The sequence below is a fragment of the Mesorhizobium xinjiangense genome, from assembly GCF_009749525.1.
GTDB lineage: Bacteria > Pseudomonadota > Alphaproteobacteria > Rhizobiales > Rhizobiaceae > Mangrovimarina > Mangrovimarina xinjiangensis.
Map to the genome: position 1 here is coordinate 50,437 of NZ_WOAC01000012.1, position 18,890 is coordinate 69,326.

At 65.5% G+C, this 18,890-nt stretch carries 20 protein-coding genes; 11 read left to right on the plus strand and 9 right to left on the minus strand.

The genetic code is table 11. From position 1 onward, the window contains the following. The first annotated feature begins 10 nt into the window (after positions 1 to 10). Entirely contained in the window at positions 11 to 892 is an 882-nt protein-coding gene (locus GM909_RS13715; RefSeq protein WP_157016958.1) for a patatin-like phospholipase family protein, read from the plus strand. A gap of 28 nt (positions 893 to 920) precedes the next feature. On the opposite strand, the gene GM909_RS13720 is transcribed toward GM909_RS13715, so the two are convergent. The 3 genes from GM909_RS13720 to GM909_RS13730 all read right to left on the minus strand — a co-directional run bounded on the left by GM909_RS13720 (position 921) and on the right by GM909_RS13730 (position 4,671). Beyond that, a complete protein-coding gene (locus GM909_RS13720) occupies positions 921 to 2,348 on the minus strand; it encodes an MATE family efflux transporter (RefSeq protein ID WP_235911893.1) in 1,428 nt (475 codons plus the stop codon). A 72-nt stretch (positions 2,349 to 2,420) separates the two neighbouring features. After that, positions 2,421 to 2,837, minus strand: a complete 417-nt coding sequence (locus GM909_RS13725; RefSeq protein ID WP_157017073.1) for a VOC family protein — start codon at positions 2,835 to 2,837, stop codon at positions 2,421 to 2,423. A gap of 22 nt (positions 2,838 to 2,859) precedes the next feature. Further along, on the minus strand, positions 2,860 to 4,671 hold the full coding sequence (locus tag GM909_RS13730; protein ID WP_157016959.1) for a monovalent cation:proton antiporter-2 (CPA2) family protein: 1,812 nt from the start codon (positions 4,669 to 4,671) through the stop codon (positions 2,860 to 2,862). A gap of 154 nt (positions 4,672 to 4,825) precedes the next feature. Between GM909_RS13730 and GM909_RS13735 the strand changes: the two genes are divergently transcribed. The 6 genes from GM909_RS13735 (at position 4,826) to lpxK (ending at position 10,456) form a co-directional block, all read left to right on the plus strand. After that, entirely contained in the window at positions 4,826 to 6,169 is a 1,344-nt protein-coding gene (locus GM909_RS13735) for a TldD/PmbA family protein (RefSeq protein WP_157016960.1), read from the plus strand. Then, on the plus strand, positions 6,156 to 6,950 hold the full coding sequence (locus GM909_RS13740) for a 3'(2'),5'-bisphosphate nucleotidase CysQ (RefSeq protein WP_157016961.1): 795 nt from the start codon (positions 6,156 to 6,158) through the stop codon (positions 6,948 to 6,950). The genes GM909_RS13735 and GM909_RS13740 overlap by 14 nt, the downstream gene beginning before the upstream one ends. 78 nt (positions 6,951 to 7,028) lie before the next feature. After that, on the plus strand, positions 7,029 to 7,280 hold the full coding sequence (locus GM909_RS13745; protein ID WP_157016962.1) for a DUF4170 domain-containing protein: 252 nt from the start codon (positions 7,029 to 7,031) through the stop codon (positions 7,278 to 7,280). 16 nt (positions 7,281 to 7,296) lie between these two features. Next, on the plus strand, positions 7,297 to 8,088 hold the full coding sequence (locus GM909_RS13750; protein ID WP_407941296.1) for a lysophospholipid acyltransferase family protein: 792 nt from the start codon (positions 7,297 to 7,299) through the stop codon (positions 8,086 to 8,088). After that, positions 8,085 to 9,416, plus strand: a complete 1,332-nt coding sequence (gene waaA / locus GM909_RS13755) for a lipid IV(A) 3-deoxy-D-manno-octulosonic acid transferase (RefSeq protein WP_157016963.1) — start codon at positions 8,085 to 8,087, stop codon at positions 9,414 to 9,416. The genes GM909_RS13750 and waaA overlap by 4 nt, the downstream gene beginning before the upstream one ends. Continuing rightward, complete coding sequence (lpxK, locus tag GM909_RS13760) at positions 9,413 to 10,456, plus strand: tetraacyldisaccharide 4'-kinase (protein WP_157016964.1); 1,044 nt, start codon at positions 9,413 to 9,415, stop codon at positions 10,454 to 10,456. Before waaA ends, lpxK begins: the two co-directional genes overlap by 4 nt. A gap of 8 nt (positions 10,457 to 10,464) precedes the next feature. On the opposite strand, the gene GM909_RS13765 is transcribed toward lpxK, so the two are convergent. The 3 genes from GM909_RS13765 to queF form a co-directional block, all read right to left on the minus strand. Next, positions 10,465 to 10,695, minus strand: a complete 231-nt coding sequence (locus tag GM909_RS13765) for a DUF2093 domain-containing protein (RefSeq protein ID WP_157016965.1) — start codon at positions 10,693 to 10,695, stop codon at positions 10,465 to 10,467. Between the two features lie 74 nt (positions 10,696 to 10,769). Next, positions 10,770 to 12,599: a DNA mismatch repair endonuclease MutL gene (gene mutL, locus GM909_RS13770; protein WP_157017075.1), complete on the minus strand. Its 1,830-nt coding sequence runs from the start codon at positions 12,597 to 12,599 to the stop codon at positions 10,770 to 10,772. 80 nt (positions 12,600 to 12,679) lie between these two features. Continuing rightward, entirely contained in the window at positions 12,680 to 13,141 is a 462-nt protein-coding gene (gene queF, locus GM909_RS13775; RefSeq protein WP_157016966.1) for a preQ(1) synthase, read from the minus strand. A 162-nt stretch (positions 13,142 to 13,303) separates the two neighbouring features. Between queF and GM909_RS13780 the strand changes: the two genes are divergently transcribed. Together GM909_RS13780 and tdh are read left to right on the plus strand one after the other, a co-directional pair. Beyond that, positions 13,304 to 14,494 (plus strand): glycine C-acetyltransferase, encoded by a 1,191-nt coding sequence (locus GM909_RS13780; RefSeq protein ID WP_157016967.1) that lies wholly within the window; start codon positions 13,304 to 13,306, stop codon positions 14,492 to 14,494. Between the two features lie 73 nt (positions 14,495 to 14,567). Next, positions 14,568 to 15,602: an L-threonine 3-dehydrogenase gene (tdh, locus tag GM909_RS13785; RefSeq protein ID WP_157016968.1), complete on the plus strand. Its 1,035-nt coding sequence runs from the start codon at positions 14,568 to 14,570 to the stop codon at positions 15,600 to 15,602. A gap of 58 nt (positions 15,603 to 15,660) precedes the next feature. Here the strand turns inward: tdh and GM909_RS13790 are convergent, their stop codons facing one another. Genes GM909_RS13790 through GM909_RS13800 form a run of 3 tightly spaced genes read right to left on the minus strand, consistent with a single transcriptional unit; the run spans position 15,661 to position 16,853 of the window. Beyond that, the gene (locus GM909_RS13790; protein WP_157016969.1) at positions 15,661 to 16,074 is read right to left on the minus strand and encodes a type II toxin-antitoxin system VapC family toxin; all 414 of its coding nucleotides are present in this window, start codon (positions 16,072 to 16,074) and stop codon (positions 15,661 to 15,663) included. Beyond that, entirely contained in the window at positions 16,075 to 16,329 is a 255-nt protein-coding gene (locus GM909_RS13795; protein ID WP_157016970.1) for a type II toxin-antitoxin system Phd/YefM family antitoxin, read from the minus strand. A gap of 53 nt (positions 16,330 to 16,382) precedes the next feature. Then, on the minus strand, positions 16,383 to 16,853 hold the full coding sequence (locus GM909_RS13800) for a MarR family winged helix-turn-helix transcriptional regulator (protein WP_157016971.1): 471 nt from the start codon (positions 16,851 to 16,853) through the stop codon (positions 16,383 to 16,385). 91 nt (positions 16,854 to 16,944) lie between these two features. Between GM909_RS13800 and GM909_RS13805 the strand changes: the two genes are divergently transcribed. Beyond that, complete coding sequence (locus GM909_RS13805) at positions 16,945 to 17,829, plus strand: MBL fold metallo-hydrolase (RefSeq protein WP_157016972.1); 885 nt, start codon at positions 16,945 to 16,947, stop codon at positions 17,827 to 17,829. Beyond that, positions 17,826 to 18,839 carry a fumarylacetoacetate hydrolase family protein gene (locus GM909_RS13810; protein ID WP_157016973.1) on the plus strand — a complete coding sequence of 338 codons (1,014 nt, stop codon included), beginning with the start codon at positions 17,826 to 17,828 and terminating at the stop codon, positions 18,837 to 18,839. The genes GM909_RS13805 and GM909_RS13810 overlap by 4 nt, the downstream gene beginning before the upstream one ends. Positions 18,840 to 18,890 lie beyond the last annotated feature (51 nt).

Below are 18,890 nucleotides of genomic sequence, written 5' to 3' on the forward strand. Positions count from 1 at the left end.
GGCCAGGCGGATGAAGCAGAGTGCGGCGCGCAAGGGCAGCCGATCCGGTTCGCCGACATTCGCCGTCGCGTTCGGCGGCGGTGGGGCGCGCGGCCTGGCACATATCCACGCCATCGAGGTGATGAACGAGCTCGGCGTCGAGCCCGTAATGATCGCGGGCTCCTCGATCGGCGCCATCATGGGCGGGGCCATGGCCTCGGGCATGTCGGGGCGCGAGATCAACGAATATGCGCATTCCATCCTCGGCCGGCGCGCCGAGGTGGCCTCGCGCATGTGGCGGGCGCGGCCGGGCACCTTTGCCGAATTCGTGTCGGGCGGCCTGCGTATCGGCCAGTTCAACATCGAGCGCCTGCTCGACGTGTTCCTGCCCGAACAGATCCCCGAGCGCTTCGAGGACTTGAAAATCCCGCTCAAGGTGACAGCGACCGACTATTTCCAGCATGAGCTTGCCGTCTTCGACAGCGGCGAACTGAGATCGGCCATGGCTGCATCGGCCGCCATACCGGCCGTGTTTCGCCCGGTTCGGCGCGACGGGCGGACCCTCATCGACGGCGGCATCTACAGCCCCGTGCCGTTCGAACTGCTGGACAATGTTGCCGACATCGTCATCGCCATCGACGTGGTCGGCGCGCCGACGCCCGACGGCAAGAAGACGCCGACCACGATCGAGCTCCTGTTCGGGGCGACGCAGTTGATGATGCAGTCCATCAATGCCCTGAAGCTCCGGTCGCAGCGGCCGGAAATATTCCTCCGGCCACCCGTTTCACGCTTCAGGGCGCTCGATTTTCTCAAGATCAGTGCCGTGATGGCCGAAACGGCGTCGCTGAAGGACGAACTGAAGCTCGCCGTGGCCGATGCCGTGGCCAGATATGAAGAGGCGGCGGAGGGGTAGGCCGCCAGTCAATCTCAGTGCCCCGGTTTCAGTTCGCCGTCGCCGCCTTGCTGGTGGAAAACGGCGATTGGGCCGATGGCGGCGGGCCGGGCAAGGGTTCCTGGGGCGGCGGCATGGAGGCGATCTTCCCGATCACGCGCGCGCTGGTGACGGCCGCCGCAAGGCCGAAGAACACTGCGCCGAGGGCCCAGCCGGCAATCACGCCTTCCGCGCCGTAGAAGCGCGCGCCGATCCAGACGAACGGAATGATGCCGAGCGTTGCCCGGCCCCAGTTGAAGACGGTCGCGTAGGTGGCGAAGCCGAGATTGTTGAAGGCGGCGTTGGCGACGAAGAGCGCGCCGTTGAACAGGAAGCTGCCGGCGGCAAACAGGCAGAAGAAGATCACCAGGTCCTGCGCGTCCGCCTCGGCGGCGAACAGAGCCGCGATCTGACGATGAAAGATGGCGAGAAGCGCCCATGCCGCGAGCACGTAGACGACGGTGACGATGAGGCTGTCGCGCATGGCTCTGGCGAGGCGTTCGAAGCGACGGGCGCCGTAATTCTGCCCGATGATCGGCCCGACCGCGCCCGACAGGGCGAAGACGAACCCGAAGGCGACGGGCACCAGGCGGCCTATGATCGCCCAGCCGGCCACCGCATCGTCGCCGAAACGGGCGATGGCAAATGTCACGTAGGCGTTGCCGACGGGCGTGGCGATCTGGGTGAGGACAGCCGGGATGCCGATGGCGAAGAACGGCCTTGCGGCCGCCACAAGCCGCGCCCGGTCGGGAAGACGCACCAGTCTGTGGACATTGTGCGCCCCGTAAAGGCCGACGGCCAGCAGGACCGAGCGTGACAGGACGGTGGAGATCGCCGCTCCGTCGAGCCCGAGGCCCAGCCAGAGAATGAGGATCGGGTCGAGAACCGCCGCGGCCAGCCCGCCGCTCAGCGTGACGAACATGGCGCGCTTCGCGTCGCCGACGCCGCGCAGGATGCCGGTTGTCGCCATGCCCAGCGCGATGATGGGCGAGGAGGGCAGGACGATGCGCAGGAAGCCGACCGCCAGGTCGAGCGTTTCGCCGCGCGCGCCAAGCGCCTCCGTCAGGGGGCGCAAGAACGGCCAGACGGCCAGCGCCAGGACGAGCTGGGCGAGCCCCATGAAGACCAGCGAGGCGCCGCCCAATTGCGCGGCCTGCTCACGATCTCCGCGGCCGAGCGCCCGCGAAACGAGCGCCGTGCCGGCGATCGTGAAGCCGATCGACACGGAGACGGTGAAGAACAGGAGCGTGGAGGCGAAGCCGATGGCCGCGGCCAGTTCCTGCACGCCGAGCAGCGAGATGTAGAACAGGTTCAGCGCGTCGACGATGAAGATCGCCACGAGACCGACCGAGCCGGTCGCGGTCATCACCACGACATGGCGCATGGTCGAGCCCTCGGTGAACTTGGCCTGCGCGGCGCGGCCGACCGGTTCGCTCATCGCTCTTGAAGCTTCAGCGTCAAGGCTCTCTTTCCTCTCACTCGATTTCGTGGGCTCGACCAATGGCGGCCGTCAATGCGCGAAGACCTGCTCCATCGACCGGAACCCCTTGAATTCGAGCGCGTTTCCGGACGGATCGCAAATGAAGAGCGTGGCCTGCTCGCCCGGCTCTCCCTCAAATCGCACCATCGGGCGCTCCAGCCAGTCGACACCGGGGCTGGCTTCCAGCCGCCCGGCGAGCGCCTGCCAGTCTTCCATCGACAGAACCACGCCGAAATGCGGGATCGGCACCAGCTTTCCGTCGACGGCGCCGTCGCGGTCGGCATCATTGGCGCCGGGTCTGAGATGGGCGGAAAGCTGGTGGCCGAAGAGTGAGAAGTCGACCCAGCTTTCCGACGAGCGGCCGATTTCGCAGCCCAGCACGTCGCGATAGAAGGCGCGCGTCTCTTCGAGGTCGCGCACGGGAAAGGCCAAGTGAAAAGGTGTCACCATCGATGCTCCAATCATGTGTTCATTCGATTGCGGTTTCGGCCGGCTCGGCCGATTGCGGGTCGAGCCGCCGCGATTCCCGGCTCGGCTTGATCAGCGGTTCCGGCGTCGGCTGCGTCTTCACCTTGTCGCCGCCGGCATAGATGCCTTCCACCGCCTGGATTTCCAGGCGTTCCTCGTCACGCCGGCGAACGTCTTGTGTGATCTCGCGCGCGGTGTCCTCGTCGAAGCCCAGCCCCTCGAGCGTCTTGCGGCCGAACATGAGCCCGGATTCGAAGGTTTCGCGCAGCTCGTAATCGACGCCCTTGGCGCGCAGCTCAAGCGTATGGCCGCGGTCGTAGGAGCGCACATAGAGCCTGGCATGCGGGTATTCGGCCTGGATCAGCTCGACGATCCGGTCGGTCGTATCCCTTTCCCGCGTGCACACGGCGACGATCTTCGAGCGGCGGATGCCGGCGGCCTCCAGGACGTCCTTGCGCAAGCCGTCGCCGAAATAGATGCGAAAGCCGAACTTTTCGGCCGCGCGCACCCGGTTGGCGGAATTGTCGATGATCGTCACGTTGCTGCCGCCCGACAGCAGAATCTGGGCGGCGATCTGGCCGAAGCGCGAAAAGCCGACCATCAGCACGTCGGAACCGGCTCCGTCGAAATTCTCCTCCATCTGCTCCTCTTCCTCCTGCCTGATGAGGTAGCGCCCGAGCATGACGGAAAGCGGCGTCAGCGCCATGGAAATGGTCACGATGGCAACGAGGATCGAGGCCGTCGTCGGCGGAAAGATCGCGGCCGATGCGGCGGCCGAGAAGATGACGAAGCCGAATTCACCGCCCTGGGGCAGGATGAGCGCAACGCGCACGGCATCGTCGTGGGAGCGCAGAAACAGGCGGCAAAGCCCGTAGATGATGACGGCCTTGACGACCATGACAACGAGGACGGCGACAAGGATGATGACCCAGTTCTCCATGATGACCGTCAGGCGCAGCGACAGTCCGACGGCCATGAAGAACAGCGCCAGCAGAATGCCGCGAAACGGCTCGATGTCGGCTTCCAGCTCGTGGCGGTAGGAGGATTCGGCCAAGAGCACGCCGGCGATGAAGGCGCCCATGGCCATCGACAGGCCGGCCTGCTGCATCAGCGTGGCCGACCCCAGCACGACCAGCAGCGCGGCGGCAATCATCGCTTCCTTGGCGCCCGTATTGGCGATGATCCTGAACAGCGGGTTGAGCAGGTAGCGCCCGGCCACGACCAGGATGCCGATGGCGAGCATGGCCATGGCGAATTCCTGCAGCGGCGAGCCGGTCGCCTCCTCGCCGCCCGGCGCAAACAGCGGCACCAGCGCCAAAAGCGGCACGATGGCCAGATCCTGGAACAGCAGGATCGAGAAGGCCGTCTGGCCGTAGCGGCGATTGGTGTCGCCCTGCTCGTCGAGCAATTGCATGGCGAACGCGGTCGAGGAGAGCGCCAGGGCGAAGCCGATGATGATCGCCGCGGGCCAATCGAGCCCGGTCAGCTCGGCCGCGAGAAATGTCAGCACGGCTCCGCAGACCAGAACCTGGGCGAAACCGAGACCGAAAATGGCGTGCCTGAGAGCCCAAAGCCGCGACAACTTCAATTCAAGGCCGATGATGAAGAGCAGGAACACGATACCGAGCTCGGCAACGTGCAGCAGGTCGTCACCGCCCGAAATCAGCCGCGACACCGGGCCGATCGCCACGCCGGCGGCAAGATAGCCGAGTACGGTTGCAAGTCCCACGCTCTTGAAGAGCGGCGCGGCAAAGACCGCGCCGCCGAGCAGCAGCAGGGCCTCGGTGAAATAGGTCGGAGCTTCTGCAGCCATCTTCTGATTCCCCGGATCAAGGTCGTTTCGGTCTGACCGGATTGCCAACCCACCCATTGCACATGCCGGCCTGGCGCAATAGATGGAGCCTGTCCGAATTGCTGTCGAGCTGCCCGGAATGGCGGCCGGCCCGCTCACTCAACGGAAATATCGCATGTCCCAGCCGCTGAACACCGAAAAGCTTGCCGATAGCGTGACCGCGCTCGTCGAGGCGGCGCGCAAGGCCGGCGCGGATGCGGCCGACGCCGTTGTCATGCGCGGCCGTTCGACCCATGTCACGGTTCGCCTGGGCAAGGTCGAATCGACCGAGGCCTCGGAAGGCGACGGCGTGTCGCTGCGGGTCTTTTGCGGCAAGCGGGTGGCCAGCGTTTCGGCGACGGTCGGGGCCGATATCGGCCAACTCGCCGAGCGGGCCGTGTCGATGGCCAAGCTGTCGCCGGAGGACCCCTATCAGGGACTTGCCGACGCAGACCGGCTGGTCAAGGCAATCGCCGATCTCGATCTCTACGACGCAACGGAGGTTTCCGCCGACCGGCTGCGCGACGACGCGCTTGCTGCCGAGGAAGCCGCCCTGGCTGTCGACGGCGTGACAAATTCCGGGGGCAGCAGCGCTGCCGCGGGTCTCGGCGGCATCGTGCTGGCGACCTCGGAGGGATTTATGGGAAGCTACACCGGCACCCGGTTTTCGCGCTCGGTGAGCGCGGTGGCCGGCGAGGGCACGGCGATGGAGCGCGACTATGATTTCTCCTCGCGCCTGCATTTCGACGAACTCGACGCGCCGCAGGATATCGGGCGCAGCGCCGGCGAGCGCGCAGTGCGCCGGCTCGGCGCGCGCAAGGTCAAGAGCGGCCCGGTGACGGTCGTCTACGACCCGCGTGCGGCGCGCGGCATTGCCGGTCATCTGGCGTCGGCCATCAACGGCGCGGCGGTGGCGCGCAAGACCAGCTTTCTGCGCGACATGATGGGCAAGCAGATCGCCGCGGCGGCAATCACGGTCACCGACGATCCGCTGCGCGTGCGCGGCCAGGCCTCGCATCCCTTCGACGGCGAGGGCGTGGCGGGCGAGCGTCTCGTCATGGTCGACAAGGGCGTGCTCGGCCACTGGTTCCTGTCGACATCCGCCGCGCGCGAATTGGGCCTGAGCACGAATGGCCGCGGCGTGCGCTCGGGCTCGTCGGTCACACCGTCCTCGACCAACCTCGCCATCGAGCCCGGCGACGCTTCGCCGGACGATCTGATCCGGTCGATCAAGAGCGGCTTCTACGTCACGGAGTTGATCGGCCAGGGGGTCAACATGGTGACGGGCGAATACAGCCGCGGCGCCTCGGGCTTCTGGATCGAGAACGGCGAGATCGCCTATCCGGTCTCGGAAGTGACGATCGCGTCGAACCTGAAGGACATGTTCATGCGCATGACGCCGGCCAACGATGTCGACCGCAATTTCTCGAGCGCCGCGCCGACCCTGTTGATCGAGGGCATGACGCTTGCCGGCAATTGACACCAACGTCGATCGGCTCGATTCCGACCTGGCTCTCATCCGCGAAGCGGCGGAGGAAGCCGGACATATTGCGCTGCGCTATTTCGGAAACAGCCCCGAAGTCTGGCTGAAGGACGGCAGCTCGCCGGTGAGCGAGGCGGATATCGCGATCGATCGTTTCCTGTGCGAGAGCCTGACCGCGGCGCGTCCGGACTATGGCTGGCTGTCGGAAGAGACCGCGGATTCTCCCGAGCGCTTGTCGGCTCGGCGTGTGTTTGTCGTCGATCCGATCGACGGCACGCGCGCCTTCATCGACGGGCGCGACAGCTGGTGCGTTTCCATCGCGGTGGTCGAAGCGGGACGCGCGATTGCGGGCGTGCTGGAATGCCCGGCCAGGAAGGAGCATTTTCATGCGCAGGCCGGCCGCGGCGCCTTTCTCGACGGCAAGGAGATAGCCGTGCGCAAGGCCGGCTGGCATCCGGTGATCGGCGGTCCGAAAGCGATGATCGAGGCGGTGCCGGCGAACCTGCGCGCGCGGCTGCAGACGACCGGCTATATCCCTTCGCTAGCCTACCGCGTCGCGACGATCGCGCGTGGCGAGATCGACGGCACGTTCGTCAAACCCAATGCGCATGACTGGGATCTGGCGGCGGCCGACCTCATTTTGCACGAGGCCGGCGGCGGCATCCTGGACGCCAGTCTTGAACGGCCGGACTATGGCGGCCGCAACGTGCGCCACGGCGCGCTGGTCGCCGGCAGCGGCCCGCTGCTCGACGAACTGGCGCAGACGCTTGCCACATAAAGGCTTGCGCCGGTTTGCAAATCGCGCGAATTGCACTAATCAGGACGACGAATTCCTAAACTACGAGCGAGGCCGATCATGGCTGAAGGGACTGCCGGCAAACAGCTTTTGCACCTTGTCTTCGGCGGCGAACTGACGTCGCTTGAAAGCATCGAATTCCGCGATCTCGAGGACCTCGACATCGTGGGCATCTATCCCGACTACAAATCGGCCGAACAGGCCTGGAAGGCCAAGGCCCAGGAGACGGTCGACAACGCGCATATGCGCTATTTCATCGTTCACCTGCACCGCCTCCTCGACCCGGAAGCCAAGACAACGCATGAAGGCTGAGCCGTTGGGCGAATTGATGAACGATCGCCGGACGGCCGACATGCCGGCTGTCGCATCGCGTCGCCGGTCCGCCGGCAAGGACGCACCGATGAAGGCATTCTGGCTTCGCATACGCCGTCCGCTGGCTCAATCGCGCCTCGTCAAGGGCCTTCTTGTGCGGCTTTTGTCGGGCGTGCTGCGCTTCGTCTATCTGACCAATCGCGTCGTGCCGGGCTCGCACGATCCGCATGCCGTTGCCGCACTGGAGGCGCCGTCGATCTTCGCCATGTGGCACGGGCAACATCTGCTGATACCCTGCATCGTGCCGCGTTATCTCAAGGCGGTGGCAATGTTCTCACGCAGCCGCGATGCCGAGCTGAACGCGGCCGTGGCCGAACGTTTCGGCATCACGCCTGTGCGCGGCTCGGGCGGACGTGAAAGCGGCCGGGCGGCGCAAAAAGGCGGTGCACGTGCCCTGATTGCCCTGAAAAAGGCGCTTGGGCATGGAAGGAGCGTCGCCATGATCGCAGACATACCGCATGGCAAGCCGCGCGAGGCCGGACTGGGCATCGTCACGCTGGCCCGCATCTCCGGACGCCCGATCGTTCCGGTCGCCTGCGCGACCAGCCGCCGCAAGGTGCTCGAAAAGAGCTGGGACAAGACGACCATCAACCTGCCTTTCGGCCGTCGTGCGCTTGTCGCCGGAGAGCCGATCTACGTGAACGCCGATGCCGACGACGCGGAAATGGAGCGCAAGCGCGTCGCGGTGACGCAAAGCCTCGACGCGGCCACCGCACAGGCCTACCGGCTGGTCGACGGCAAGCCATGAGCGAGCGGTGGGCCCGGGCAGCATTGGCGGCTTATCGCTGGGCGGGTGCCGGTGCCTATCCGCTGATCGGCGGCTATCTCGCCTGGCGCACGTCGCGCGGCAAGGAGGACCGGGGCCGCAGGCGCGAGCGCTATGGGTTGTCCAAACTGCCACGGCCCACCGGCCCGCTCGTATGGGTGCACGCGGCGAGCGTCGGTGAAACGCTGGCCGTGGCGCCGCTGGTCGAACGCATCGCGGGCTTCGGTATCCATGTCGTCCTGACCACCGGAACGGTGACGTCGGCCAAATTGGTCCAGGACCGTTTCGGCGAGCGCATCATCCACCAATACGTGCCGCTCGACCTGAAGCCGGCGGTGAGCCGTTTTCTCGACCACTGGGTTCCGGATCTCGCCATCATTGCCGAGTCGGAGCTCTGGCCGGTCACGATCCTGGAACTGGGCGCCAGGCGCATACCGCAGGTCATGGTCAACGGGCGCCTGTCGGACCGTTCCTTCGCTTCGTGGAGCAAACGGACCTATCTTGCCGAAGCGCTGCTGGAAAAGCTTTCGCTGGTGCTGGCGCAATCCGAGCTTGACGGCGAGCGCTACCGCGCGCTTGGCGCGCGCCCCGTCATCGTCTCGGGAAATCTGAAAGTGGACACGGATCCGCCGCCCGTCGACCGGGCTGAACTGGCGCGTGTCGAGGCCGAGATCGGGCGCCGCAAGACCTGGGCCGCCGTCTCGACCCACGATGGGGAGGAGATGATCGCGGCCCATGTGCACCGGTTGCTGCGTTCGCGTCATACCGACATTCTCACAATCGTCGTGCCAAGGCATCCCGATCGCGCCGATGCGATTGAGGAGGCCATGATGGAAAAGGGTCTGCGGGTGGCTCGGCGCAGCCGCGGCGACGCAATCGCGTCCGATACGGACATTCTGCTGGGTGACACGATCGGCGAGATGGGGCTTTATCTGCGGCTGACCGAGATCGCGTTTCTGGGACGCTCGCTGACGGCGGATGGCGGGCAGAACCCGCTCGAACCGGCCATGCTCGACACGGCGGTGCTGTCGGGCCGCAATGTGCAGAATTTTCGCGACGCCTATCGCCAACTCGTCACCAAGGGCGGGGCGCGGCTCGTGCAGGATCAGGACATGCTGGCCGGTGCCGTCAATTTTCTTTTGAAGAACGACGACAAGCGCCTGCAGATGATGAAAGCAGGGCGCCAGGTGGTCGAAGACATGCGTGGTGCGCTGGCCTCTACGCTCAAGGCGCTGGAGCCCTATATTCAGCCACTCATCGTCAAGGCCAGGCTGGAAGACGGCGGCAAGCGCAACAACGGGTGGACATGACGAGCGAGGCGCCTCCCTTCTGGTGGGCAAGCGCGGACTGGCGCGCCTGGGCGCTGTGGCCTTTCTCGGCGATCTACGGCCTCGTCGGTGCACGCCGCATGGCGCGGGCGAAGCGCGAGCCGGTGGCAGCACCGGTCCTGTGCGTGGGCAATCTGACGGTCGGCGGCACGGGCAAGACGCCAACGGTGATAGCGCTGTGCCGGGCGGCGGTTGCGCGCGGGCTGAGGCCCGGCGTTTTGTCGCGCGGTCATGGCGGATCGATGCACCATCCGCATGTGGTCGACTTGCAGGTCGACGGCGCTCGCCAAGTCGGCGACGAGCCGCTGCTTCTGGCCCGCCACGCGCCGGTGGCGGTGACGCCGGATCGCGCGGCCGGGGCGCGTCTCCTGATCGAAGAGGGCTGCGACTTCCTGATCATGGATGACGGTTTCCAGAGCGCGCGTATCCGTTACGACTATGCCCTGATCGTCATCGATGCCCGGCGCGGCATCGGCAATGCGCATGTCATTCCCGGCGGACCGATGCGCGCCCCGCTCATTCAGCAGATGCGCTTTGCCGATGCGGTCCTGGCGATCGGCGAGGGCGACGGCGCCGACAGGGTGATCCGGGCGACCGCTCGGGCGGGAAAGCCGGTCTACAGCGCCGTGATGCGCCCCGAGAATGCCGACGAGATTGCCGGAGGCACATTCCTTGCCTTTGCCGGCATCGGCGATCCGGAGAAATTCTTCGACAGCGCCCGGCGGGCCGGAGCACAGCTGGAAGGTATGCGTGCCTTCGGCGATCACCATCTTTATTCGCAGGACGATATCGGCGAGCTGGCGGATGCCGCCAAACGTGCCGGAGCGGATTTGCTCACGACCGAAAAGGATGCGGTGCGGCTGGCTTCGGGATCGGCCGGTCTGCGCGCTTTCGCCGAGACTGTTGCCGTCTTGAAGATTGCCGTGGCATTCGAGCGGGACGATGCCCCCGATGCCATCATTTCCGCCACGCTGGCCGCCTTCGAGAAGCGACGATTCGGCGTTTCACGGCCCGGGTCGTGACCGGCTGATCAGGCGCGCTTGCGCATGTCGGGATTGATCTCGATCTCGCGCGCCAGCGAGACGTCGGCGCTGACATAGGGCTCCTGGCGCGCTACGCTCCAATATTTCAACTCGTCGAGCGGGATCGCCTCGCCGGTCACCGCGCAACGCACGAATGATCCGGGGCTGGCAACCTGGAAGTCGCCATCGAGATAACGAAGGCGCGCCTCGCGCGCGCCGGGACCTTCAAACCGGTTCATCTTTCAATCACTCCGCATGGCTAAGCGCCACAAAACGCCTGCGAGGTCAAGCAGAGAGGTTGGCGGCTGGTGCCTCATCGCCGGCCGAACAGGCGTTCGATGTCGGCAAGCTTGAGCTCGATATAGGTCGGCCGGCCATGATTGCATGTGCCCGAGCCAGGCGTGGCCTCCATCTGCCGCAACAGCGCGTTCATCTCCTCGGCGCGCAGCCGGCGTCCCGAACGCACCGAGCCGTGGCAGGCCATGGTGGCGGCGATGTGGTCGATGCGTTCCTTCAGCATGTCGGTGCTGTCGGTGTCGGCGATCTCGTCGGCCAGGTCGCGCACCAGGCTCTGCACGTCGGTCTCGCCCAGCATGGCCGGCGTCTCGCGCACCGCGACCGCGCCCGGCCCGAAGCGCTCGAGGCCGAGGCCGAAGCGCTTGAGCGTCTCGGCGTGCGAGGCCAGGCGTTCGGCGTCGTCCTCCGGCAGGTCGACGATTTCGGGCAGAAGCAGCATCTGGGCCGGCAGGGGCCGCGAATGCAGTGCCCGCTTCAGGGCCTCGTAGACGAGGCGCTCATGGGCGGCGTGCTGGTCGACAATGACGAGCGAATCGTCCGTCTGGGCGACGATGTAGTTTTCGTGCACCTGCGCCCGCGCCGCGCCGAGCGGCGCACGGGTAAGCTCTGCGGCCGCCTCGATCTCGCCGGCGCGGGCATCGGCGGCCGGGGCGGCGACGGGGTCGAGCGTGGCCTGCGCCCCCTCGCCGAAGCCGGATGACAAGGGGCGGTAGGGCGAATGTTCCGGACCTGCATATGCGGGCGGAGCGGCGCGCCCTGCATAGGGGGCGGCAGCCTGATAGGACGCGGCGTTGCCCGGACCGCCCGGCCGGAAAGCCGACAGCATGCCCGCCGCCCCCTCGCTCGATGGCCGGATGCCGGCCTCGCTCAGCGCCTGGCGGATGGCACCGATGATGAGCCCGCGCACCAGTCCCGGATCGCGAAAGCGCACATCGGCCTTTGCCGGATGAACGTTGACGTCGACGAGCGCGGGATCGAGCGTGAGGAAGAGCGCGGCGACGGGGAAGCGGTCGCGCGGCAGGACATCGGCATAGGCGGCGCGCAAGGCGGCGGAGATCTGCTTGTCGCGCACCGGGCGCCCGTTGACGAAGGCATATTGCTGCAGCGAGTTGGCGCGCGTGTAGGCGGGCGTCGACACCTGGGCGGACAGCCGCACGCCTTCGCGCTCGGCGTCGATGGCGATGGCGTTCTTCGGAAATTCCGCGCCCAGCACCTTCGCCAGACGGTTGAGCGCACCGTTCTCACCCGTTTCGCCCGGCAGGTCGAGCCGCGTACGGTCGGTGCCCGAAAGCGTGAAGCGCACCTGCGGGAAGGCGACCGCCATGCGGCGCACCACATCGGTGACGGCGCTCGTTTCGGCGCGCTCGCCCTTCATGAATTTGAGACGTGCCGGGGTGGCGAAGAAGAGGTCGCGCACCTCGACCAGCGTGCCCGGATTGGCCGCCGCCGGACGCGGACCCTCGACGCGCCCGCCCTCGACAAGAATTTCGGCGGCGTGCGGGGCGTCGGCGGTGCGCGAACGGATGGTCAGCCGCGCCACCGAGCCGATCGAGGGCAGTGCCTCGCCGCGAAAGCCGAGCGAGCGGATGTCGTGGATGTCGTCGGACAGTTTGGAGGTGCAATGGCGCGATACCGCCAGAGGCAATTCGTTCTCCGCAATGCCTCCCCCGTCGTCGATGACGCGGATCAGGTTGAGGCCGCCGCCGGCGGTGACGACCTCGACGCGGGACGCGCGGGCGTCGAGTGCGTTTTCGATGAGTTCCTTGACCACGCTCGCCGGCCGCTCGATAACCTCGCCGGCGGCGATCTGGTTGATCATGGTTTCGGAAAGCTGGCGGATCGACATGGGTAGGTTATAGCCGGATTCGGCGGCGAGGGGAGGGGGCGCGGAGAGCATGGCGGCATGCGCGAAGAGCCCGGCCGGTCTCACCCCCGTCCGCGATAGGGCGCCACGCCCTGGTCGGGCAGCCAGGCGCCTTCGGGCGGCGCGCCGGTCTGCCAGAAGACGTCGATCGGGATGCCGCCGCGCGGGTACCAGTAGCCGGCGATCCTGAGCCACAGCGGCGTCGTCGCCTCGATGACGCGGCGCGCGATCATCACCGTGCAATCCTCATGAAAGGCGCCGTGGTTGCGGAAGGAGGTGAGGAAGAGTTTCAGCGATTTCGATTCCACAAGCGCGGCGTCCGGCGCATAGTCGATGACGATATGGGCGAAGTCGGGCTGGCCGGTCACCGGGCAGAGCGAGGTGAATTCCGGGCAGGTGAAACGCACGATCGCCGGCGGGCCTTCGCCGCGCGCATAGGGTACGGTCTCCAGCAGCGCTTCGTCGGGCGAGGCGGGCGTTTCAGCCTTGGCGCCGAGTTGGGAGAGGCTGTCGGTCTTGGCCATTTCGGGGGCTCCTTTGCCTGTCGCAATAGTCGCCCATCATTGCAACATAAAGGCATGGCCGGCGAATGTTCTGCCCGGGCGAGGGGACCGCATCGGGTGATAATTGTGATAGCCTCGCTTCGAAGGCAAATTGCAGGGAAATGTGAAAGGAGACCACAGCGGATGAGCGAGCGTTTCATCGCCCATTTGGCCGGCGAGCTCGAGGGGCTGAAGTCTGCGGGACTTTACAAGCCGGAGCGCGTCATCACGTCCATGCAGTCGGCGGTCATCGAAGTGGCCGGCGGCGAAAAGGTGCTCAATTTCTGCGCCAACAATTATCTGGGCCTCGCCGACAGCGAGGAATTGCGCAATGCCGCCAAGGCGGCGCTCGACTGCTACGGCTACGGCATGGCGTCGGTGCGCTTCATCTGCGGCACGCAGGAGGAGCACAAGCAGCTCGAGGCGCGGATTTCGCGTTTCCTCGGCTTCGAGGACACGATCCTCTACTCCTCCTGCTTCGACGCCAATGCGGGGCTTTTCGAAACGCTGCTCGGCGAGGACGACGCGATCATTTCCGATGCCCTCAACCACGCTTCGATCATCGACGGGGTGCGCCTTTCCAAGGCGCGGCGTTATCGCTACGCCAACAACGACATGGCCGACCTGGAGGCCAGGCTCAAGGAGGCGGCCGACTGCCGCTTCCGGCTGATCGCCACCGATGGCGTGTTTTCCATGGACGGCATCGTCGCCAACCTGGAAGGCATCTGCGACCTGGCGGACAAGCACGACGCGATGGTGATGGTGGACGACAGCCATGCGGTCGGTTTTGTCGGCCGGCATGGCCGAGGCTCGCCCGAATATTGCGGCGTGGAAGGCCGGGTCGATATCGTCACAGGCACGCTCGGCAAGGCGCTGGGCGGCGCGTCGGGCGGCTATACGGCGGGCCGGCGCGAGGTGGTCGACTGGCTGCGCCAGCGCTCGCGGCCCTATCTTTTCTCCAATACGCTGATGCCGGCGATTGCGGCGGCATCGCTGAAGGTGCTCGACATGATCGAGGACGGCGGGCGCTTGCGCGAAAAGCTCTATGCCAATGCGGCGCGGTTTCGCGAAAAGATGACCGGGCTCGGCTTCACGCTTGCCGGTGCGGATCATCCGATCATCCCGGTCATGCTGGGCGACGCGGCGCTGGCGCAGCAAATGGCGGAAAAGATGCTTGCGCGCGGCGTCTACGTCATCGGCTTTTCCTTCCCCGTCGTGCCGAAGGGACAGGCACGCATCCGCACCCAGATGTCGGCGGCGCATTCCTTCGACGATATCGACCGCGCGGTCGAGGCGTTCGGGGAGGTCGGAAGAGAGTTGGGGGTGATTTCGTGAGGTTGGCTGTGTTGGTGCCCTCGCGCATGGTGAACCGCCGACCCCGCAGGTTTCAGTTCAGGGAGCGCCGAGAATGTCCAACATGATGCACGCACTCGTCAAAGCCCGCCCCGAGCCGGGCATCTGGATGGAAAGCGTGCCCATCCCCGAGATCGGCCCCAACGACGTTCTGATCAAGGTGAAGAAGACTGCGATCTGCGGCACCGACGTCCACATCTACAATTGGGACGAGTGGGCTAAAAAGACCGTGCCGGTGCCGATGGTGACGGGACATGAATTCGTCGGCACGGTGGTCGATTTCGGCCAGGCCGTAACGGAGTACGCGGTCGGTCAGCGCGTCTCGGGCGAAGGCCACATCGTGTGCGGCCACTGCCGCAATTGCCGCGCCGGGCGCGGGCATCTGTGCCGCAACACGCTCGGCGTCGGCGTCAACAGGCCGGGCGCCTTCGCCGAATATCTGGCCATCCCGCAGCACAATGTGGTGGCGATCCCCGACGATGTGCCCGACGAGATAGCCGCCATCTTCGATCCGCTCGGCAATGCGGTCCACACCGCACTGTCCTTCGATCTCGTCGGCGAGGACGTGCTGGTTACCGGTGCCGGGCCGATCGGCATCATGGGCGCGCTGGTGGCGCAATGCGTCGGCGCGCGCAAGGTGGTGATCACCGACATCAATCCGGTGCGGCTCGATCTCGCCCGCAAGATGGGCGTGCATCACGTGGTCGATGCGTCGAAGGAAAAGCTGGCCGACGTCATGCGCGAGGAGCACATGACGGAAGGCTTCGATGTGGGGCTCGAAATGTCCGGCTCGGCGGCGGCCTTCCGCGACATGATCGACACGATGAACAATGGCGGCAAGATCGCCATTCTGGGCATCGCCCCGACCGGCTTCGAGATCGACTGGAACAAGGTCATCTTCAAGATGCTGCATCTCAAGGGCATCTACGGTCGCGAGATGTTCGAGACCTGGTACAAGATGATCGCGCTGGTGCAGGGCCCGCTCGACGTCAGCGGGCTGATAACCCATCGCATCGGCGTCGACGACTATCTCGAGGGTTTCGAGGCGATGAAGAGCGGCAATTCGGGAAAGGTCGTGATGGATTGGTGAGGAAGCCTTGTGTTGGCTTCTCCAAAAGACGCGACGGCGGGTGATCTCGCCTGATGCCTCAGTGGTTTTCGGCCTTGAGGACAGGGACCGCCTCTGCTTCCGCTGCTCGGACGAGCTTCTTGTCGAGAGTGGCCAATAATGCATTCGTTCGAATTGCGACTTCGAGGTAAGCCGCGTCATAGGCCGTCAATTCATGCCTTCGCGCCAGCATCATAAGCGATTGTTCGACACAGGCATTGTCAACGATGGCAGGTAGGGAGTCGACAAAAGCCAAACTGTGTTGAACATCCAGCATGGCGATGCGTTTACGCCGTTCGCCTATCAACAGGACGTTGCGAAGCTCAAACCAGAAAAGGCTTGGCATGATCAGATCAGTCTCAGAGAGCATATGCAACGCCGCATCGGCAACCGCCGAGCTTTCATCCGGAAGGCACCAACAGGCCGCTACTGAACTGTCGATAACAATCGGCAATTATTTGCGCCCTTCGTCACGCCATTCCAGAATCTCTTCTACTGTGACATCGGTCTTGGGAAGCGTCTTCCTCCAAGCCTGAAAACGTTCAACGGCTTCCTTGGCTCGGAACTGCCTTTCATCTTCGTCGCGTCCAGGTTCCAGTCGTGCCACCGTCTTCCCATGACGCGTAATGCGCACGGTTTCACCGCGCTCGACGTCGCTCAAAAGTTCGGAGAATTTCGACTTGGCTTCAGTTGCGGCTACGGTTTTCATGACATTGACCAGTCAAATTGACCAGTCAAATATAGGCGCCGCTTCCTTTCGGGTCAATCGCCAAGGGTTGATTTTTCGAGTGCGGTCAATCCCGCCAGCACCGCTCGGCGGTCGCTTTCCTGCATTTCCTGAAGTATGCGCGTTTCGAATTGCCTGGCGATCGGGACCAGTTCGCGATAGGCGGTGGCGCCGGATTTCGTCAGGCGCAGATGCTCGACCCGCCGGTCGGTCTCGCTCGTTTCGCGGACCAGCCACTTGCGCTGCTCCAGCGCCGTCACGGCACGGCTGACCTTCGTCTTGTGCATCGAGGAATGCGCACCGACGGCGGTGGCCGTCATCGTGCCGTACTGGCCGAGCGTGGCCAGCAGCCGCCATTCGGGACGGGTCAGGCCGTGGCGGTCCTTGTAGATGCGGGCGAACTCGCGGCTGACGGCGTCGGCCAGCCTGTTGAGCCGATAGGGCAGAAAATTCTCCAGTTCCAGGCTTGCCGCCGTCTCCGCCGTCTGGTCCACTTCAACATTCATGGCGTACGCCCATTGATAGTTGCAATCTTGATGGTTACGACTGCAACAAAATCGCGGGGGCGTCAAACCTGCCGCGCTGCGAGGAGCGATCTTGGCCGACAGACTTGTCATCCTGGGTTCGAAGGGCGGGCCGGCGATCCGGCCCGGCGGACCGTCGCCGACATCATCGCTGATCGAAATCGGCGGCCGCCGCATCGTCGTCGATTGCGGGCTCGGCGTGACGCGCGGTCTCGTCGATGCGGGCATGCATCTGAACGGCCTCGACCTCATCTTCGTCACCCATCTCCACTCAGACCACGTGCTGGAACTGGGGCCGCTTGTGCACACGGCCTGGACGGCCGGACTGGCAAGTCCTGTGCGCATCTTCGGCCCGGCGGGAACCGGCCACTACTGGGCGCAATTTCTCAAGTCGATGGCGTTCGACATCGACATCCGCATCGAAGACGAAGGACGGCCCGACCTGCGCGAACTTGTCAGTGTCGAGGAATTCGGCGAAGGCGCGGTTCTGGAGGAGAACGGATTGAAGGTGACGGCGCTGCGTGTCGACCATCCGCCCGTCACACAGTGCTACGCATTGCGCTTCGACAGCGGCGAGCGGAGCATCGTGATCTCCTCGGACACCGCGCCGCACCCGCCGCTCTGCGCCTTTGCGCAAGGCGCCGACATTCTCGTGCACGAGGCCATGCTGGAGCAGGGGATTGACCGGCTCGTCAGCCGCACGGCCAATGGCGCCCGGCTCAAGGAGCATCTCATGGCCAGCCACAGCCTGGCCGCCGATGTCGGGCGGATCGCCAAGGATGCGGCGGTCGGGCATCTGGTGCTCAACCACCTCATCCCGGCCGACGATCCCGAAATCGGCGTTGACGATTGGATCGATGCGGTGCGGCCGGCTTGGGACGGACCCCTGACGGTCGGCAGCGACGGGCTCGTCGTGCCGCTCGACGAACAGACAAGAACAAGGGAGCGACGGCTTTGAAACTGGCGACATTGAGGAACGGCACGCGCGACGGTCAACTCGTATTGGTGTCGAGAGATCTGACACGCTATGCGGATGCGTCCTTCCTGGCGCCGAGGCTGCAGGCGGCGCTCGACGACTGGACGCGTATTGCGCCGCATCTCGAAGCCCTGGCCGAGAGCCTCGAGCACGGCTCGGTGCCGTCGCAGCGTTTCCACGAGCACGACGCGCTGTCGCCGCTGCCGCGCGCTTACCAGTGGGCCGACGGTTCGGCCTACGTCAATCATGTCGAACTGGTGCGCAAGGCGCGCGGCGCGCAGATGCCGGAGAGCTTCTGGTCCGACCCGCTGATGTATCAGGGCGGCTCGGATTCCTTTCTCGGCCCGCGCGATCCGATCGTGATGGCCGACGAGGCGTTCGGCATCGACATGGAAGGCGAAATCGCCGTCATCGTCGACGACGTGGCGATGGGCGCCAGCATCGACGAGGCGCGGGCGGCGATCCGACTTGTCATGCTGGTCAATGACGTGTCGCTGCGCGGCCTGATCCCGGCGGAGCTCGGCAAGGGGTTCGGCTTCTTCCAGTCGAAGCCGTCATCGGCCTTCTCGCCGGTGGCCGTCACGCCGGACGAGTTCGGCGACGCCTGGGACGGCGGCAGGCTCAACCTGCCGCTGATCGTCGACCTGAACGGCCAGCCCTTCGGCCGCGCCAATGCCGGCATCGACATGACCTTCGATTTCCCGACCCTCATCGCGCATGCGGCCAAGACGCGGCCCCTGTGCGCCGGCTCGATCGTCGGCTCGGGCACGGTGTCGAACAAGCTCGACGGCGGCCCCGGCAAAGCGGTGTCGGAGGATGGGGCGGGCTATTCCTGCATTGCCGAGATCCGCATGATCGAGACGATCGACGACGGTGCGCCCAAAACCCCCTTCATGCGCTTCGGCGACACGGTCAGGATCGAGATGAAGGACGAGGCCGGCCATTCGATCTTTGGCGCCATCGAGCAGACGGTGGAGAAAGACCAGCGTTGAGCGCGGGAGCCGCCGCCTCTGCAGCGCTGGGCGGCGGCTTCCTGGCAAGGC

Coding starts and splice junctions, on each gene's coding strand:
- GM909_RS13715 (WP_157016958.1), top strand. CDS start 11: ATGAAGCAGAGTGCGGCGCGCAAGGGCAGCCGATCCGGTTCGCCGACA.
- GM909_RS13720 (WP_235911893.1), bottom strand. CDS start 2,348: ATGAGCGAACCGGTCGGCCGCGCCGCGCAGGCCAAGTTCACCGAGGGC.
- GM909_RS13730 (WP_157016959.1), bottom strand. CDS start 4,671: ATGGCTGCAGAAGCTCCGACCTATTTCACCGAGGCCCTGCTGCTGCTC.
- GM909_RS13735 (WP_157016960.1), top strand. CDS start 4,826: ATGTCCCAGCCGCTGAACACCGAAAAGCTTGCCGATAGCGTGACCGCG.
- GM909_RS13745 (WP_157016962.1), top strand. CDS start 7,029: ATGGCTGAAGGGACTGCCGGCAAACAGCTTTTGCACCTTGTCTTCGGC.
- GM909_RS13750 (WP_407941296.1), top strand. CDS start 7,297: ATGAACGATCGCCGGACGGCCGACATGCCGGCTGTCGCATCGCGTCGC.
- waaA (WP_157016963.1), top strand. CDS start 8,085: ATGAGCGAGCGGTGGGCCCGGGCAGCATTGGCGGCTTATCGCTGGGCG.
- lpxK (WP_157016964.1), top strand. CDS start 9,413: ATGACGAGCGAGGCGCCTCCCTTCTGGTGGGCAAGCGCGGACTGGCGC.
- GM909_RS13765 (WP_157016965.1), bottom strand. CDS start 10,695: ATGAACCGGTTTGAAGGTCCCGGCGCGCGCGAGGCGCGCCTTCGTTAT.
- mutL (WP_157017075.1), bottom strand. CDS start 12,599: ATGTCGATCCGCCAGCTTTCCGAAACCATGATCAACCAGATCGCCGCC.
- queF (WP_157016966.1), bottom strand. CDS start 13,141: ATGGCCAAGACCGACAGCCTCTCCCAACTCGGCGCCAAGGCTGAAACG.
- GM909_RS13780 (WP_157016967.1), top strand. CDS start 13,304: ATGAGCGAGCGTTTCATCGCCCATTTGGCCGGCGAGCTCGAGGGGCTG.
- tdh (WP_157016968.1), top strand. CDS start 14,568: ATGTCCAACATGATGCACGCACTCGTCAAAGCCCGCCCCGAGCCGGGC.
- GM909_RS13795 (WP_157016970.1), bottom strand. CDS start 16,329: ATGAAAACCGTAGCCGCAACTGAAGCCAAGTCGAAATTCTCCGAACTT.
- GM909_RS13800 (WP_157016971.1), bottom strand. CDS start 16,853: ATGAATGTTGAAGTGGACCAGACGGCGGAGACGGCGGCAAGCCTGGAA.